The sequence below is a fragment of the Leuconostoc carnosum genome (genome assembly GCF_014207505.1).
Taxonomy (GTDB): Bacteria; Bacillota; Bacilli; order Lactobacillales; family Lactobacillaceae; genus Leuconostoc; species Leuconostoc carnosum.
Genome location: NZ_JACHGL010000001.1, coordinates 32,801 through 50,842 on the forward strand (window position 1 = coordinate 32,801; position 18,042 = coordinate 50,842).

The 18,042-nt window shown below is 37.8% G+C and carries 16 protein-coding genes; 14 read left to right on the forward strand and 2 right to left on the reverse strand.

The window, feature by feature from the left end; translation table 11 throughout:
* The first annotated feature begins 34 nt into the window (after window positions 1-34).
* Genes HNQ98_RS00150 through HNQ98_RS00165 form a run of 4 tightly spaced genes read left to right on the forward strand, consistent with a single transcriptional unit; the run spans window position 35 to window position 2,309 of the window.
* On the forward strand, window positions 35-490 hold the full coding sequence (locus HNQ98_RS00150; RefSeq protein ID WP_014974676.1) for a SprT family protein: 456 nt from the start codon (window positions 35-37) through the stop codon (window positions 488-490).
* Window positions 491-533: 43 nt separating this feature from the next.
* Complete coding sequence (locus HNQ98_RS00155; protein ID WP_135197654.1) at window positions 534-1,364, forward strand: Cof-type HAD-IIB family hydrolase; 831 nt, start codon at window positions 534-536, stop codon at window positions 1,362-1,364.
* Window positions 1,365-1,374: 10 nt separating this feature from the next.
* Window positions 1,375-1,581 carry a hypothetical protein gene (locus HNQ98_RS00160; RefSeq protein WP_223822771.1) on the forward strand — a complete coding sequence of 69 codons (207 nt, stop codon included), beginning with the start codon at window positions 1,375-1,377 and terminating at the stop codon, window positions 1,579-1,581.
* Window positions 1,582-1,583: 2 nt separating this feature from the next.
* Window positions 1,584-2,309, forward strand: coding sequence for a CPBP family intramembrane glutamic endopeptidase (locus HNQ98_RS00165; RefSeq protein WP_135197687.1), 726 nt, complete (start codon window positions 1,584-1,586; stop codon window positions 2,307-2,309).
* Between the two features lie 36 nt (window positions 2,310-2,345).
* On the opposite strand, the gene HNQ98_RS00170 is transcribed toward HNQ98_RS00165, so the two are convergent.
* Window positions 2,346-3,443: a M24 family metallopeptidase gene (locus HNQ98_RS00170; protein WP_135197653.1), complete on the reverse strand. Its 1,098-nt coding sequence runs from the start codon at window positions 3,441-3,443 to the stop codon at window positions 2,346-2,348.
* 207 nt (window positions 3,444-3,650) lie between these two features.
* Between HNQ98_RS00170 and ccpA the strand changes: the two genes are divergently transcribed.
* The 5 genes from ccpA to udk all read left to right on the forward strand — a co-directional run bounded on the left by ccpA (window position 3,651) and on the right by udk (window position 9,572).
* Complete coding sequence (gene ccpA, locus HNQ98_RS00175) at window positions 3,651-4,676, forward strand: catabolite control protein A (protein ID WP_014974671.1); 1,026 nt, start codon at window positions 3,651-3,653, stop codon at window positions 4,674-4,676.
* Window positions 4,677-4,804: 128 nt separating this feature from the next.
* Window positions 4,805-6,676, forward strand: a complete 1,872-nt coding sequence (locus tag HNQ98_RS00180; RefSeq protein ID WP_135198170.1) for an acyltransferase family protein — start codon at window positions 4,805-4,807, stop codon at window positions 6,674-6,676.
* Window positions 6,677-6,785: 109 nt separating this feature from the next.
* On the forward strand, window positions 6,786-8,135 hold the full coding sequence (locus tag HNQ98_RS00185) for an MFS transporter (RefSeq protein ID WP_135197651.1): 1,350 nt from the start codon (window positions 6,786-6,788) through the stop codon (window positions 8,133-8,135).
* A gap of 88 nt (window positions 8,136-8,223) precedes the next feature.
* A complete protein-coding gene (gene budA / locus HNQ98_RS00190) occupies window positions 8,224-8,943 on the forward strand; it encodes an acetolactate decarboxylase (protein ID WP_014974668.1) in 720 nt (239 codons plus the stop codon).
* Window positions 8,943-9,572 carry a uridine kinase gene (gene udk / locus HNQ98_RS00195; protein ID WP_135197650.1) on the forward strand — a complete coding sequence of 210 codons (630 nt, stop codon included), beginning with the start codon at window positions 8,943-8,945 and terminating at the stop codon, window positions 9,570-9,572. Before budA ends, udk begins: the two co-directional genes overlap by 1 nt.
* Before the next feature lie 47 nt (window positions 9,573-9,619).
* On the opposite strand, the gene HNQ98_RS00200 is transcribed toward udk, so the two are convergent.
* Complete coding sequence (locus tag HNQ98_RS00200) at window positions 9,620-10,471, reverse strand: MurR/RpiR family transcriptional regulator (RefSeq protein ID WP_014974666.1); 852 nt, start codon at window positions 10,469-10,471, stop codon at window positions 9,620-9,622.
* Between the two features lie 131 nt (window positions 10,472-10,602).
* On the opposite strand from HNQ98_RS00200, the gene gnd reads away from it, so the two are divergent.
* The 5 genes from gnd to HNQ98_RS00225 all read left to right on the forward strand — a co-directional run bounded on the left by gnd (window position 10,603) and on the right by HNQ98_RS00225 (window position 17,764).
* Window positions 10,603-11,511: a phosphogluconate dehydrogenase (NAD(+)-dependent, decarboxylating) gene (gene gnd / locus HNQ98_RS00205; RefSeq protein WP_150260727.1), complete on the forward strand. Its 909-nt coding sequence runs from the start codon at window positions 10,603-10,605 to the stop codon at window positions 11,509-11,511.
* Between the two features lie 100 nt (window positions 11,512-11,611).
* Window positions 11,612-13,150, forward strand: coding sequence for a gluconokinase (gene gntK / locus HNQ98_RS00210; RefSeq protein ID WP_135197648.1), 1,539 nt, complete (start codon window positions 11,612-11,614; stop codon window positions 13,148-13,150).
* 105 nt (window positions 13,151-13,255) lie between these two features.
* Entirely contained in the window at window positions 13,256-14,638 is a 1,383-nt protein-coding gene (locus HNQ98_RS00215) for a gluconate:H+ symporter (RefSeq protein ID WP_014974663.1), read from the forward strand.
* A 282-nt stretch (window positions 14,639-14,920) separates the two neighbouring features.
* Window positions 14,921-16,351 carry an APC family permease gene (locus HNQ98_RS00220; protein ID WP_014974662.1) on the forward strand — a complete coding sequence of 477 codons (1,431 nt, stop codon included), beginning with the start codon at window positions 14,921-14,923 and terminating at the stop codon, window positions 16,349-16,351.
* 78 nt (window positions 16,352-16,429) lie between these two features.
* Window positions 16,430-17,764, forward strand: coding sequence for an aspartate aminotransferase family protein (locus HNQ98_RS00225; protein ID WP_135197647.1), 1,335 nt, complete (start codon window positions 16,430-16,432; stop codon window positions 17,762-17,764).
* The last annotated feature ends 278 nt before the right edge of the window (window positions 17,765-18,042 follow it).

The following is an 18,042-nucleotide window of genomic DNA, read 5'->3' on the forward strand; positions in this document are numbered from 1 at the left end:
TTCGTTTTTTATTAGATATAGGATGTGGTTGATAATGAATCAGGAACAACTACAAAGCATAGTGTCACGAGTCTCTATTGATTATTTTGGGCAAGATTTTCAACATATAGCAAGTTTTAACAAACGTTTACGTACAACAGGTGGTCGATATTTGCTTGAGACCCACAATCTTGAATTCAATCCTAAAATGACTGACTTGCCTGAGTTTGAGGGCATTATAAAACATGAGTTGGTGCATTATCATTTACATTTAAGACATATGGGATATCAGCATAAAGATGCAGATTTTAAAAAAGCACTCAGGCAAGTTAACGGAATCCGTTTTGCACCGCGCTTAGCTGCATCAGGTTCAAAAACTAAGCATACCTGGCTATATGCTTGTGATAATGGGCATCAAATCATTCGTCATCGACGTTTCAACGTTGATAACTATCGTTGTGCGCGATGTCAAACACGGGTACATTTATTGGGGGAAGCTAGTCAAGTGTAGCCTCTTCAGGTATAATGATAGGTAAAATGAAAGTGAGAAGCTCATGATTCAATTGATCCTATCCGACCTCGATGAAACATTATTAAATGATAATGGTTCAATTAACAAGAAAAATATTATTGCAGTACAAGATTTTGTTAATAATGGGGGGTATTTCGTCCCAAATACTGGGCGTTCATATAAATCTGTTTTTGGTACTTTGAATGAACTTGGTTTGAATAAGGCAACACAATATGTTGTTTCTTATAATGGTGGTGCTATTGCAGCCATTGAACCAGACGGTGGCGAAAAAATCATTGCACAACATGGTATGACTTTAGAGTTGGCTGAAAAAATATTTACGCTAGGTCAAGTCCAGTCAGACGTTGATACACATATTTATACGCTGGATAAGCTATTCATTTACAATATTTCACCAGCTGATAAACAATACATGCAAGATCGCCATGTACCTTATACTGAACTAGATAGTGATGATTTGTCGTTTTTGAAAGACGAAGCACCAATTATGAAAGTTATATTTGAACATCATGAACCATCTGTTCGTGAAAGGATTGGGGATGTTGTGACTGGTGATGTTGGTGATGATGTGTTGCTTACATTTAGTTCTGATCGTTATGTTGAATTCAATCCGAAGGGTGTTGATAAAGGGAGTACTGGCTTAGAATTAGCGCGCATCTTGGGTATTTCTCGCGACGAAACGGCAGCTCTTGGTGATAGTCTCAATGATGCGGCACAAATAAAAGCTGCTGGTGTCGGTGTAGCAGTGGCAAATGCTAAACCAGAAATTAAAGCAATAGCTGATGTCATACTGAATACAACAAACAATGAAGCAGCGGTTGCTGATTTCATTGAAAACTATGTCGGAAAGTAAACAATTTGTGATGAAACATATTTTAGCTCGTGTCATTGTTAGCATGATAATTTTTATAGTTTTTGTGGGTATATTTTTACTCGCTTATTATCAAAACTGGCACTTAGGCATCACAGTTACCGTGGTTGTTATTTTATTAATAGCTGTCAATATAAGTTATGTTTGGTTATTTTGGCAACAGCGTAAACAGAATTTAACTAATGAAGAGGATGAATGAATTTGCTTGATTTAACAGGAGAGCCAACCCCAAAAAAATTAGGAAATCGGATATTAAATTTTATAATTATTGTCTTGCTATTAATGCTGGCACCGATATTTATCGCTGTGGCGTCTGCTGTTAATGTGATCTGGCAACAGGTACTGAGCATTATTGTAATGATTATTGCATATAGCGCTGTCGGTTATTATGCCTATCGTCTGCTTAAAAAAACAGCCAATCAACCTGTTTTTCACAGAATCGATATTCGAAATTGGCGACATATTTGGTATATTATTGGCATGTTTATTTTGATGATGGTTGTTCAAGGGGTAATTATCAATTTACGTGTCGCAATAACAGGTACATCAACGACTGAAAATCAGGCTGCTATTGAGGCATTAACTAAGCACATCAATGTTGCTATGATTGGTACAATGATTTATGGGGTGCTTTTAGCACCCGTTGTTGAAGAACTAATTTTTCGTGGATTAGTTATTAATTATTTTTTTCGCCAATCATGGTGGTGGGCAAGTATTATTTTGTCAGGTTTTTTATTTGCCGTGCCACATACAATGAATCTATCAACGAATATTGCTGATTTATTAGCTTTTATGATTTATATGAGCATGGGCATGGTGTTAGCTTATGTTTATAAGAAAACTGGAGATATCCAAAGTAACATAATGATTCATTTTTTAAATAATTTGATATCTATGATACCGCTATTGTTTTTAGCTTTATCATAGATATAAAAAACCAAGCTGATGGGGCTTGGTTTTTTACTAAAATTGTAATAAATCTTTTGGCGTTTCCGTGAAAGGTACGAACCCATTCTTGCTCATATAACCCGAATCTTCAATGCGAACACCAGCAACGCCGGGTATGTAAATACCTGGTTCGATGGAAAAGACCATGTCTTCCTGTAATTCAAGATTATTGCCAGCCATAATTGAAGGGAATTCGTGAACTGAAGTACCTAAACCATGTCCTAGACGATGTGAGAAGTATTCGCCGTAACCGGCTTTAGTAATGACATCACGAGCTACTGCATCTAAATCACTAGCTGTCATACCAATTTTAGCTTTGGCCTGTGCTGTGCGTTGTGCTTCTAGTGTGACCGCATGTATTTCTTTTGCATTATCGCTAACCTCCCCAAATGCCACAGTTCGAGTGGCATCAGAAGCATAACCTTCGGTGATAGTCCCTAGATCAAATAAGGCTAGCTCACCAGACTTGAGGCGACGTGTTGATGTCGAACCATGTGGATCAGCCGCATGATCACCAAACTGAAGTAAAGTATCAAAACTCATGGCTGGTACACCAGTCTTTTTTAATTGATATTCCAACTCTGCTACGGCTTCGAGTTCAGAAATATTTTCAGCTAACGCTTCGAAACCAAAATTAAATGCACGATCAGCATCCCGACCGGCTGCCAGCATATGTTTGATTTCAGCAGGCGTCTTTATCAAACGTAAGTGATTGATTTGATCCGTCACATCTGCATCAAAGGTTGCTTCAGGAAAAGCCTTTTTCAGCTCGCGTAACCGTGTAACCGTTAAATTATCGCCCTCAATGGCGAAATGTTTGCCATTAGTACGCGCTTTAATATGTTGTGTGAGTATTTCCCAAGGATTTTCTTGATCTTCATAACCAAAAGCAGGGTAATGCCAACCACTTTCTTTTATGCTATTAACTTCCAACGCTGGACCAAATATAAATGGGACGTTATCTGTTACAATGACCAAAGCCAGCACACGCTCGATGGGATCAGATTCAAATCCAGATAAATAGGCAATATCGTGGAAATTTGTCAAAATAGCGCCACTTAGTGAGGATTTTTCGAGCCAAGTTGTAAGAGCTGCAATTTTTTCTGTATTCATAAAATTACTCCGTTCTGTTTGTTAATCATATTCTATCACTTTGACTAGGATGTGTCTTTTCTTGTAACAAAAAGAAAATACGATGAAAACTTGTAAAAATAGCGTTGTAAGCGTTTGCAATTCTTGTTTTATTTGCTATAATGAATGGAGGTATATTAATATTAGAATTGTTTTTTAACGATAAAATCAATAAAAGAAGGTCAAATCATGCAAAAAAAAAGCTCAGCAACAATTTATGATGTCGCTAATCGTGTCGGTGTTTCATTAGCAACAGTATCACGTGTCGTTAATGGGAATAGCAATGTTCGTGAATCAACGAAACGTAAGGTGTTAGATGCTATTGAAGAGTTAGGTTATCATCCTAACGCTGTAGCCCGTGGCTTGGCATCAAAGAAAACGACGACAATTGGTGTCGTCATGCCAGATGTGACAGATATGTACTACTCGGAATTAGCTCGTGGTATTGACGATGTTGCCAATATGTATCACTATGATGTTTTACTTACAAATACGGATGAAGATCCAGTACGTGAAACCATGGCTGTGAATAATTTGGCCAGTAAACAAGTCGATGGCATTATTTTTATGGGTAATGAGTTGGATAATGAAATAATTAATACCATTATTGGTGTTGATGCGCCTGTAGTATTGGCTGGTTCAGTCGATGAAGCAGGTAAATTACCAAGTGTCAATATTAATTATATTGACGCTGTGAAGGAAGCAACTGAAGCAATTATCAAAAATGGTCATACTCGTGTGGCACTGGTTACTGGACCCATGACACATGCGATTAATCGTTTACACCGATTGGTGGGTTACAAGGCAGCCTTAGAAGAAGCAGGACTGGAATTTGATGAGAGCTTATTATTTTCGGCACATCAAGATTATGCTTCAGGGTTACAAATAGCTGAAAAACTGTTTTTGGCTGAGGCTTCAGCAGCTGTGACATATGATGATGAAATTGCGCTTGGTATTATGAATTACATGCGAGAACACGGTAAACGGATACCCGAGGATTTCGAAATTATTACAGCTAACGACACGAAGTTTACGATTATTACGCGTCCACAATTGACATCAATTGGGCAACCTAAGTATGATATTGGCGCAGTTGCCATGCGTATGTTAACGAAACTCATGAATAATGAGGTAATTGAAGAAACACAAGTACAATTACCACATTCCTTAGAACGACGAGGTACCACAATTAATCCGAACCACGTCATACAGTAAACTAATTGAAATGTTATTGAAATGATTGACATAATTTGTTAATGAAAGTAGACTATAATGTGTAGTTTACTTTTTTATTTTGATGGTAAAGTAAATATTAACTATTGGGGATTTATGGATACTAAATCATGAAAAATAAAACAAAACGTTACATTACTGGGTTTGACGGGCTTCGCGCGTTAGCAGTTATTGGTATTCTCTTATTTCATTTAATGCCAACAAAAATTTTCGGTGGTTGGTTGGGTGTACCACTTTTTTTTGTGATTTCGGGATACTTAATCACAGACTTGTTAATTCAGGAATATGATCGTACAGGTGGAATTGCACCCTTGCAATTTTATAAACGGCGATTAAAGCGTTTATATCCTGCTTTAATTGTTATGCTGTTGATTACAACAGCGGTTATATTATTATTTGATAAAGAGTTAATGTATAATTTACGTTATATTATTTTGACTAATGTCACTTATACTTATAATTTTTGGGCTATTAATAATGGGCAATCTTATTTTCAACAGTTTGCTGGGGAGTCACCGTTTACACATCTGTGGTCGTTAGCCATTGAAGGTCAATTCTATTTTATTTGGCCATTTATTGTGTGGTTTTTACTCAAAAAGAACTTGAAAAAGTACCATATTTCACTTACTTTGCTTATTATTTCAATTATTAGTGCACTTTTGATGGGGATTTTATACCATCCTTCAGCAATTAATCGTGTGTATTATGGTACAGATACACGAATATTTGCGATTGTAATAGGTGCGGCACTAGCTTTTGTTTGGCCTTCAATGCGATTGGCTCAATATCCTAAAAAAGAAACACGTCGTTATTTGAATGCTATTGGTACTGGTGCATTTATCATGATGGTTGTTGGGATGATTTTTTTGAACGGGCAGGCAGCTGCAACCTACAAAGGATTGATGTATTTATTTACTTTGGATGTGGCGGTGCTTGTCGCTGTTACAGCTCATCCAGCGTCGTGGTATTCTAAACTACTAGATCAAAAGGTGTTGAATTATTTAGGCACACGATCATATAGTATTTATTTATATCAATTACCAATCTTTATTTTTTATGAAAAGTTCATACCACACTATCAACCAACACTATTTCATATGGTCATAGAAGTAGTTCTTGTTTTTCTGGTCAGTGAGCTGAGTTATCGTTACATTGAAAATGTTTTTCGTTACGGCGTACAGTGGCACCAAGTGAATGACTGGTTGCTGCGATCACGTAATCGCTTTTTCATAGTAACTACGCCAATCACCGTGTTCCTTTTGTTTATTGCTTTTGGTTTAACTGATAAACGCGCTGGGCTACCGCAACCACCAACTCAGTTACAACAAAAATTAACGAAGAATATCACTGAAGTTGACAAGCGCAACAAATTAGCTGATCAGGAAGAAAAAGCGTCTAAGCATGAGAAAAAGATGGGTGTTTCTCAAAAATTATCAAAAGAAGACCAAAAGATTGTCTCTGATTATCACGTTAAGCCAACACAATATTTAGCTTTTAAATCCATGTCATTTACTGCAATTGGTGATTCGGTCATGTTAGATGCTGGACCTTATTTACAAGATAGTAATCCCAAAATTCATGTTGATGCAGAAGTTGGTCGGCAAGCCTACCAAGCAACAGATATTGTTGCAGAGATGGCTCAGAATGATAAGTTAGCCACTAATGTTTTAATGGGGTTAGGGACGAATGGCGATATCAAACGTCATGATTTAGATTTGATGATGAAAAGTATTGGGAAGAAAAGACAAGTTTATTGGATGAATAATTTTGTTCAAAGTAAACCATGGCAAAATAGTAATAATCAAATGTTAGAAGCGGCGCAAAAAGATTATAAAAATCTACATGTGATTGATTGGTATAGCTTAGCCAAGAAAAATACAAATTGGTTAGCTGATGACGGCGTTCACCAAGGGCAGATTGGGGATTTTAATTATGTTCGGTTATTGATTGAGAAAACTGCCGAAGTTAATCATATTAAATAAAACATCTTCGGATGTTTTTTTATTTTAGAGCCATTGAGACAGAAAATAACTTGTAAAATAGATGTATTTAATTTAGAATGGTTATAAATAAAGATTTTAGGGGGGATCTATGTTTAAAAACATACGGCAATTAACACCATTTTCCTTGGGACTATTGTCGATAGCTTTTATCATGTCAATCAGTCAATCAACAATGACAACAGCTTATCCAATTTTGATGGCGAGTTTTCATGTGGATGCGAGCACGGTACAGTGGTTAACAACTGGGTTTATGGTGGCGATGACTTTAGTGATGCCACTTAGTCCTTGGTTATTGGATAATATCACATTAAAAACATTGCTAAACATTATTGTTGCAGTCTTTTTAGTTGGTACAGGAATTGCTATGGTAACACCCAGTTTTGCAGGGATTATTATAGGTCGCCTGTTAGAAGGTATCGCAGTAGGTGCGCTATTTCCCACATTTCAAAGTGTTATCATGGAAAATACTGATAAAGAAAAACGTGGTGTGACGATGGGGGTAGTTGGCCTAGTTATGGGTTCCGCATTAGCAGTTGGTCCAATTATTTCAGGTATTGTTTTGCAATGGATTTCATGGCGTGCATTATTTGCGCTATTTTTCATTGTTCTAGCGATATTAATTATCAGTTTACAGCGCGTGATTCAAAATACACATCGTATTAAACGGTCGAAATTTGATTGGTTGTCTGCAATAACACTTATCGGATTTGGTGGTGTATTATATGCAATTGCCAGTTTACCAACGAGTGGGCTAACTGTCTTTTGGTGGCTAGTGATGGTTGGGAGTTTAGTTTTATTGGCGTTATTTGTTACTCGTCAACTTAAATTAAAGCAACCGTTTTTAGATTTAATGGTTTTTAAATATCAAGGATTTATACCTGCAATGTTGCTAACTGGATTATCTTATTCGGGGTTAATCATTGCAACAGTCTTGATGCCGCTTTTTTATCAGCGCGTTTTTAATTTGACACCGCTTTGGTCGGGGCTACTCATGGTGCCCGCAGCTGTATTCCTGAGTCAACTGAATCCACGTGCTGGACGTTTATTAAATCAAATTGGTTTGAAAAAACTTGTCTATTTGGGCATGACGATGATGATCATTGGTTACAGTTTACTAGGTGTTTTTGGTACTCAATCTTGGATTTTTGGTTTAGTGGCAGCCATGTTGTTAGAAGGTGGTAATGCGTTTATTATGATGCCTGCTGTAACAGCGGCTAATAATGCACTGCCAAAACATTTAGTGAGTCATGGTACGGCCATTGTGACAACGATGCGTCAAGTTATTGGTGCAGGAAGTGTCGTAGTTGCTTCAATTTTGGTCACGACATTTAATCAATCAATGACTATTGGTCAATCACTTTCTTTGACAAGTGGTTGGTTTATATTGGTACCAATAATTGGCTTGTTGATGACTAAATATATTCGTGAGCACAAATAAAATATGATTATTCGTGTATACTTCTCTAAAAAAGACTTTACAGTCTTTTTTTATTAACTTAAAATAGAGAGTAGAAACGAGGCAGATTATGACAACATTATATCAACATGGTACGTTAGCGCAACTTATGGCCAAAGAAATGGCAGGTACCATCACGATTCAGGAGTTGAAAAAGCACGGTGATACCGGTATTGGCACTCTGGACGGATTAGATGGTGAGGTTATTTTTCTGGCAGGTGAGACATATCAAGCAGATAGTACCGGTACTGTTAACCATATTACAGATGAGTTAACGACACTGCCATTTGCAACAGTCCATTTTGATGAATTAGCAACAAGTTCAGAATTGAATTTGAACAAAGTAGCATTTGAAAATCTTTCAGATATATTAAGTAATCAACAAATTACCAACGTTTTTTCTGCATTAAAAGTACATGGACAATTTTCGCGTGTACATGTTCGTATTGCACCCAAACAATCAAGACCATATCCTAGCCTATTAGAAGTGGCACAGATGCAACCAGAGTTTGAGCGAGAGAATGTTGCTGGCACGTTGTTGGGTTATTATTCACCAGCTGTGTTTGGCGGTGTTTCAGCACCAGGTTGGCATTTGCATTTTCTATCAGATGATCATACATTTGCAGGTCATGTATTAGATTTTTCAGCTGTTTCAATCATTGGTACGTTACAAATATTTGATGATTTTATTCAACATCTACCTGTTGAAAATTCGGCCTTCCGATCAATTAATCAAGATATGTCTGGTTTGCATGAAGGTATTGAAGCGAGCGAAGGTGGTAAACGATAATGGGACAAAAACCATTAGTAATTGGTGTGACTGGCGGCTCAGGTTCCGGTAAAACAACTGTAAGTCGTGAGTTGGTGGCGCGTATTGCTGATTACCATCCAGTTTTTCTACAGCAAGATGCTTATTATCGTGATCAATCTGATAAGCCTTTTGCAGAGCGGATTAAAACCAACTATGATCATCCTGATTCATTTGAAACAGATCTTTTCGTGGCTGATTTACAACGGTTATTGCGTCATCGGTCGATTAATAAACCAGTGTATGATTATGAACAGCACACACGTTCGAGCGAAGTGATTACTGTAGCACCATCTGATGTGATTATTGTTGATGGTGTATTGTTGTTTAATGACAGTCGCGTACGTGATTTATTAGATTTGAAAGTCTATGTTGATACAGACGATGATATTCGTTTCTTGCGTCGTTTGGAAAGAGATATTGAAGAGCGTGGGCGTACAGTTCATGGTGTGATCGAACAATATTTACAAACGGTGAAACCAATGTATCATCAGTTTGTTGAGCCAACAAAGCGTTACGCTAATATTATTGTCCCTGAAGGTGGCAAAAATAAGGTAGCTATTGATATGATTGCTAATCAAATTTTAGCTATGTTGAAAAAATTTGACTAAAAAAGCATTGTTGCCACATCTTTTTGAAGATATGGTAACAATGCTTTTTAGTGTTCACGAGTTTCTTCAATGACATCGCGCATCGTGTCAACAACTTCTTGTGTTTCGCGCGATAGTTGTGAGCCGACAAGGGTAAACAATGTATCAATAATAGTAATCTGAGCAATTAATGAACTCATAGATTCACTCCGGAAATTGACTTCTTCTGCCAAAGATAACAAAACAAGATCGGCTATTTTAGCAAGTGGTGATTCTGGAAATGATGTTATAGCAATAATTTTAACATGATTTTCATGCAATTTTTGTGCAATCAAAAGTGTATCTTTGTTACGACCAGAATGTGAAATAATAACGGCTACATCGTGTTTATCTAATCTAACTGCTTGCATGAGCTGTACATCGTAATCCGGATGAGCAATCACATCAATTGGTGTACGAAGGAATTTATGGTAGGCATTAAATGCTACTAATGAGGAGCCACCGATACCAAAAAATCCAACACGGTGAGCCGTAATAAGTTCATGGGTTGCCTGGTCGAGTTGCGCTGCTGTGAGACTATCAATTGTAGCAGATAAGGCATTTTCTGCACCACGAAATACTTTTTTGGCGATGGCAACAGTATTGTCGTTATCAGAAATTTCACCAAAAAAATCGGTTGGCGTGTCTTCTATCATCGCATTTGCCAGTGTAAATGAAAAATCACGAAAAGAGTCAAACCCAATTTTTTTAACAAAGCGAGAAATGGTCGCTGTTGAGACGCCAGAACCATCAGACATTTCTTGGATATTGGCTTCTTTAGCTGCCAAAGTATGATTGATAATAAAATTGATTAACTTTTGTTCAGTTATATTATATTGTTTACGTTGTGCCCGTAATTGGGCAATAATATTATTTGACATAATGTTCTACTCCAATAGTTTAATAATACAAGATACGAAAAGAATTTTCAATATTGGGGTTGCAAAGTGTAAAAAATTTTCATATAATTAAGTAGTAATAAAAACACAGAAAATAAAGAGGTATGTAAACAATGAAGTTTGCGATGATCGGCCTTGGTAAGATGGGCTTGAACTTGGTTAAGAACGCCGTTGATAACGGTCATGAAGTTGTTGCGTTTGATTTAAACGCTGACTTCGTAAAGGAAGCAACGGATTATTCTGACAAAATCGACGGTGCATCAGACATCGACGATATGTTGTCAAAGTTGCCTTCACCCAAAGCTGTTTGGGTAATGGTACCAGCTGGTGTACCAACAAACTCAACGATTGATACTTTGATTGAAAAGATGGACAAGGGTGACATCATTATTGATGGTGGTAACTCTAACTACAAGGACAACTTGGAACAAAACAAGCGCACAAGTGCTGCAGGTATTAAGTTCTTCGATGCCGGTACTTCTGGTGGTATGAGTGGTGCTCGTAACGGTGGTAACTTCATGATTGGTGGCGATGATGCCGAAGCATGGCAAGTTATCGAACCATTGTTCAAGGCAATTGCTGAAGAAGATGGCTACTTGTATACAGGTCGCTTGGGATCAGGTCATTATTTGAAGATGGTCCACAATGGTATCGAATACGGTATGATGCAAGCTATTGCTGAAGGTTTCGAAGTACTTGAAGCTTCACAATTCGACTACGACTATGAAGCTGTTTCAAAGTTGTGGAACCACGGATCAGTTATCCGCTCATGGTTGATGGAATTGGCCGAAGAACAATTTGCCAAGGATCCTCACTTGGATGCCATTGCTGGTCGTATGCACTCATCTGGAGAAGGTAAGTGGACAGTTCAAGAATCACTAGATCTTGATGTACCAGCACCAGTTATTTACCTATCATTGGCAATGCGTTACCGTTCATTGCAAGATGATACATTTACTGGTAAGGTTGTTTCAGCTTTGCGTAACGGCTTCGGTGGTCATGCAATAGATTCAGCTAAGTAATATAAAAACAGTTCTATTCAGGAACAATGCTCCCGCTAAGGGAGCTTTTTCTGTCTTGAAGAGCATTTGAAGAACGGTTATCAATTAAACGAGGTGAATTATGGATTATATGATTGGTGTTGATCTTGGGACAACATCGACAAAGGCTGTGTTATTTGATGATAAGAATCAAGTCATTGCCACTGTCAATAAAGGGTATCAACTTTATCGTGATAGTTCTGATATGGCTGAAGAAGATTTAAATGAAATTTTTGAAGCATTTATTGATGCACTGGGAGATATTGTTCGTTCAGCCAATTTAAAAGCTGATGATAAAATTACCGCTGTTTCATTTTCATCAGCTATGCATTCATTAATAGCATTTGATAAAGACTGGCAACCACTAACGCGTGTTATTACGTGGGCAGATACGCGTGCTGTCAAATATACAGAAGAGTTAAAAAAATCAGGTTTAGGCCAAGAAATTTACGCCAAAACAGGTACACCGATTCATCCGATGGCACCATTGTCTAAGTTACTGTGGTTGAAAGCAGAGCATTCTGATATTTATAACAATGCAGCGCATTATTTAGGTATTAAAGAATATTTATTCCATCGTTTATTTAATGTTAATAAAATGGATATTTCTATCGCATCTGGTACAGGTTTATTTAATATTTTTGATTTGGATTGGGATGAACAAGCATTAGCAGTTACAGGTTTGCAAAAAGAACAGTTACCACAACCTGTTGAACCCTATGAATATGAAACGAGTATGGTGCATGAATATGCCACAGTAATTGGTATTCCTGATGATACACCATTTGTATATGGTGCTGGTGATGGCCCATTATCTAATTTAGGTGTTAATGCTGTTAAACCAGGTGTTGCTGCCATTACGATTGGTACGTCTGGCGCAATACGCGTTGTGTCGGATAAACCAGTGATTGATCCAAAGGGTCGTACATTCACCTATGCGTTGGATAAAGATCATTGGGTCGTTGGTGGTCCAGTTAATAATGGTGGGGATGTATTCCGTTGGGCACGTGATAATATGTTTGATGCTGAGAAATCGACAGCTGCTTTGTTAGGCACTGATGCATATGATTTGATGACACAAATTGCTTCGCGCGTGCCAGCTGGTTCGGAAGGGTTAATTTTCCATCCGTACTTGGGTGGCGAACGGGCGCCTATCTGGGATGCTAATGCACGTGGTTCATTCTTTGGGTTGAACCATAGTCATACACGCGCACATATGTTACGTTCAGTTTTGGAAGGTATCACATTTAACGTTTATATGGTAAGTTTGGCATTGGAAGAGGTTGTTGGTGGATTGACATCTATTCAAGCGACAGGCGGTTTTGCGCGTTCACCATTATGGCGTCAAATGTTTGCTGATATTTTTGAACAACCAGTAACTGTTCCAGAAGCTTTTGAGTCGGGCGCTTTAGCAGCGGTCATTGTTGCCCAAAAAGCCTTAGGTAAGATTGATGATCTCTATGATATCGAACAATATATAGGGTCATCAAATACTTACCAACCTAAGCCAGAAAATTTTGAAGCATATCGTGAATTAGCACCAATATTTATCCGGTTATCACGCCAATTACAAACAGAATATGAAAATATTGCTAATTATCAACGTAAACATGCAAAGTAAAAACAATTTTTAGGGAACATTACTTGTTTTATATCCGTTTATCATAAATAAAAAATAAATTAGGAGAAAACGTATTGTTACGGAGATACGTTATATGTAAATAACATGGAATTTGTCATGTTGATTGTTTCAATTTTAATTCTGCTGCTCTTGATTGCAAAATTAAAGTTGAACACATTCGTTGCACTTATTATTACTGCCTTTATTTTAGCGCTATTACTGGGTATGGAACCTATGAAGATTCCAGATGCAGTCTTAGGTGCAGAAGGTGTAGGAAATATTCTAGGACCAAACTCAGTCATCTTCATTTTTGGTGGGATGATTGGTCGATTAGTCGCTGATGCCGGTGGATCATATCGTATTGCAAAGACATTGATTGACTGGTTTGGCGTTAAGCGTTTGCAATGGGCTGTTTTGATTGCGTCATTTATTATTGGTATTTCAATGATATTTGGTGTTGGTATGGTCTTGTTGATTCCGATTGTGTTTGCTGTTGCCATTGAGGCGGGTGTACCTTTGCTGTATCTTGGTATTTCTATGACAGCCGCTTTGTCATCAGCACAAGGTTTCTTGCCACCACAGCCAGCGCCAACGGCTGTTGCCTCTGCTTTAGGTGCTAACATTGGTATGATGTTGATTTTTGGTTTGATAGTTTCTGTCATTACAGCAGTTGTGGCTGGACCAGCATTTACAAAATTAGCACAAAAATATGCACCAGACGCTTTTCAGTTCAAAACAGAAATTGAAGCTGTTGGTCCTGTGAAGGAATATGATTTAAAAACAACACCTAATTTTGGTTTGTCGGTCTTAACTTCTGTATTTCCGCTTATATTCATGATTATTGCTACAATTTATAAGTTGATTTATACAGGTGGGATCACACCGAAGAATCCAACAATGGCTGATCAAATTGTTGAATTTGCAGCAAATCCAGCTGTTGCGATGACAGTTGCCTTGGTTTTTGCAATCTTTTCAATGGGTACTTGGCAACACAAGTCTATGTCTGAAGTTGGTAAGTCTTTAAACTCAGGTATGAGTGCTGTTGCTGGTATTTTACTTATTGTCGGTGGTGGTGGTGCATTACGTGGTGTCTTAGTGACATCAGGTTTGTCAGATAAAATTGCTTCCACGTTCCAAGCCGGTGGTGCTATGAGCCCCATTGCTGTTGTATTGTTTGCTTGGGGTGTTGCAGCGATTTTACGTGTATCAGTTGGGTCAGCTACGGTTGCTGGTATGACAGCTGCTGGTATCGTTACTGGTATCTTAGCCGCAAACCCAGGAAATACCTTGTTACCAGTCTTCGTTGCGTTGGCGATTGGTGCTGGATCATTAATTGCATCACATGTTAACGATGCTGGATTTTGGATTTTCAAAGAGTTCTTTGATTTGTCTGTCAAACAAACTTTTCAAATTTGGACAGTGCTTGAAACAATTATTTCTGTGACTGGTTTGATAGTTATTTTGATTTTGACTACAATATTTGCCTAAATAAAAAAGCTATTCCTCTGGGAATAGCTTTTTTATTGCAATATATTAAATATCTTGTCCTGACTAACCAAAATCAAATAAACACTTGAGAAAAAACAAATTTTTGAGGTGACCATCTGACTTAAGTATTTTACATTTGAAAATGCTTTTTATTATCAAATTCCAACGAAAACAAAGGACACATTGTTAGACCCTTTAAATATATGGGAAACATTGACAATAAAATTAGAAAATGTTAATATAATCAAGTAACTTTTATAAAGTTGAAGGGGATTTAAACATATGTCAGAATCAAAAATAAAAACAGGATGGCTGCATAAAGCAACGCCAGCTAGTTTTGCTAGCAGTGATAAACATTTACGTAAAACTTTAGGTGTCAAAGAAATGCTGGCTTTAGGTATTGGTACAATCGTATCAACAGCTATCTTTACCCTACCAGGCATTGTTGCGGCTAATCACGCTGGTCCAGCAGTCGCCATTTCGTTTGTGATTGCAGCGATTGTTTCAGGGTTAGCTGCATTTGCTTATGCTGAATTCGCGTCAGCCTTACCATTTGCAGGGTCGGCCTATTCTTGGGCCAACGTTGTCTTTGGTGAAGTGTTTGGTTGGATTGCCGGATGGGCACTTCTAGCAGAATACTTTATTGCCGTGGCCTTTGTTGCTTCAGGTTGGTCAGCGAACTTTAAATTATTTCTTAGCTCACATGATTTAGCGTTACCACCTGCACTGGCAGGATCATTTGCTGCTGGCAATGGTGGGGTCATTGATCTTGCCGCATTATTTGCCGTTTTGATTGTGGCAGTGTTGCTATGGCGTGGTACGAATACAACGGCTCGTGTGGAAAATGTACTTGTTGTTGGTAAAGTATTAGTTATTTTGATTTTCATTGGTGTTGGATTAACTGCTATTCATCCAAGTAATTACGTACCATTCATTCCAGAACATAAGCCTGGTACTGGATTTGGTGGATGGACAGGTATCTCGATGGGTGCATCTCAAATTTTCTTGGCATATATTGGTTTTGATTCAATTGCTGCTAGTTCAGCAGAAGCGAAGGATCCAAAAAGGACAATGCCACGCGGAATTATTGGGTCATTGATCATTGCGACAATATTGTTCGTAACAGTTTCACTTGTCTTGGTTGGTATGTTCCATTATTCTGACTATGCAAATAACGCTGCGCCCGCTGCGTGGGCATTGTTGCACTCGGGTCATGAATTTACATCTAACTTGTTGTCAATTGTGGCATTGGTTGGTATGTTTACAGCGATTATTGGTATGATGCTTGCCGGATCACGTTTGCTTTACGCTTTTGGTCGTGATGGTTTATTGCCAAGTTTCTTAGGAAAAGTCAATGATAAAGGCTTGCCTAACAATGCTTTATTGGTATTGTCAGTTATTGCAATTTTGATTGGCTCAGTATTTAGCTTTACCGAATTAGCTGGTTTGATTTCTGCTGGTACATTAATTGCATTTATGATTGTATCACTTGGTATTTACGCATTGCGCCCCCGTGAAGGTAAAGACATTCAAGAACCAGGATTTAAAATGCCATTTTACCCAGTTATGCCAGCATTGGCAGCGTTGGGATCTGGATATATTTTCTATGAATTAGATAATCAAGCAAAACTATACGCTTTTGGATGGTTTGTCCTTGGCCTAATTATTTATGCCGTATATGGCGCTAAACATAGTAAATTGTCTCAAAAGTAAATTGACAAGAAAAGTCCTGATTCTACAGGGCTTTTTTTGTATATAAATTTAAAAATAAGTAGAAAAGAGTTGGTAAATATGTCGAAAAACAAAGAGATTTTAGATGAAGAGAAAAAGCATGTAGCAGATGCCACACGAGTTAAATATTTTGACATTGTAATCGATCATGGTCAAGGTGCTAAAATTACAGATGCAGATGGTCGTGAATATCTTGATTTACTAGCCAGTGCAAGTGCAATTAATGTCGGTCATTCTCATCCTAAAGTGGTTGAAGCGATCACTGCGCAAGCTAAAAAACTAATTCAATATACGCCGGCTTATTTTGCCAACACAACAACGGCTGAATTAGCAAAAAAATTGGTAGAATTGGCGCCCGGAGATTTTGATAAACAAGTAGTATTCGGGAATTCTGGATCAGATGCTAATGATGCAATTATTAAATTTGCGCGTGCTTATACAAAACGTCAATATGTTGTGAGTTATACGGGCGCCTATCATGGATCGACCTATGGTGCGCTTTCAATTTCTGGTGTTAGTTTGAATATGACGCGCCATATTGGACCATTATTGCCAGGCATTGTCAAGGTGCCATACCCCGATAGAAGCCAAAGATTAGCAGGAGAAGATGAAATAACCTTTTCTGAACGCTTATTTAAAGCATTTAAACTCCCTTTTGAAACATATTTGCCTGCAGATGAAGTGGCATTAGTTATCATTGAACCAATTCAAGGTGATGGTGGTATTATTAAAGCACCGCAGCATTACATGGAGTTAGTATATGAATTTACACGGCAACATGGGATTGTTTTTGCGGTTGATGAAGTGAATCAAGGGCTTGGTCGTACTGGAAAAATGTGGTCGATTGATCACTTTGGTATTGCGCCGGACTTGATGAGTATAGGAAAATCAATTGCCAGTGGCTTACCATTGAGTGCTGTTATTGGTCGCAAAGATATCATGTCAAGCTTATCAGCTCCAGCTAACGTTTACACAACTGCAGGAAATCCGGTAACATCAGCAGCGGCTTTGGCTACTTTAGATGTCATTGAATCAGAGCAATTAGTGGCACGCTCTCATCGTCTAGGTGAAGTCGCACGACATTTTTTTGAACAAGAATCGCAAAAGCATGCATTTATAGGTGATGTGCGACTATATGGTTTGAATGGTGGTATTGACATTGTTGATGCACAAGGACAACCAGATGATGAGGCAACAACTAAGTTAATTTATCGTATCTTCGAACTTGGAGCGATTATGATTAGCTTACGGGGCAATACGTTGCGTTTTCAACCACCACTTGTCATCACAGAAGAGGAGTTGTCCCAAGCTTTTGAGATTATGCAACGTGCCTTTGATGAGTTAGATAATGGTTTGTTAAAATTACCAGAAACAGATAATCATATTGGTTGGTAATCGAATGATTTGAAATGATACACGCTTAAATTAAAATATGGTACAATAACTATGAACTGGATATGCAACATTTATAAGCGATACTCAGAAATGTGTTGGTTAATGAAAAATACACGCAATAAAGGTTGTGCTCCCAGGATAAATCATGACTGAAAAGTCATCGCGCCTCAGCGTTATGAGCTAATTAAGGTAAAGATCAAAGGTCATTACAAATTGCGGTGGTACCACGGTAGCTCGTCCGCATTTTGTAATGGTTTTTTTATTTTTAAGGAGAAAAA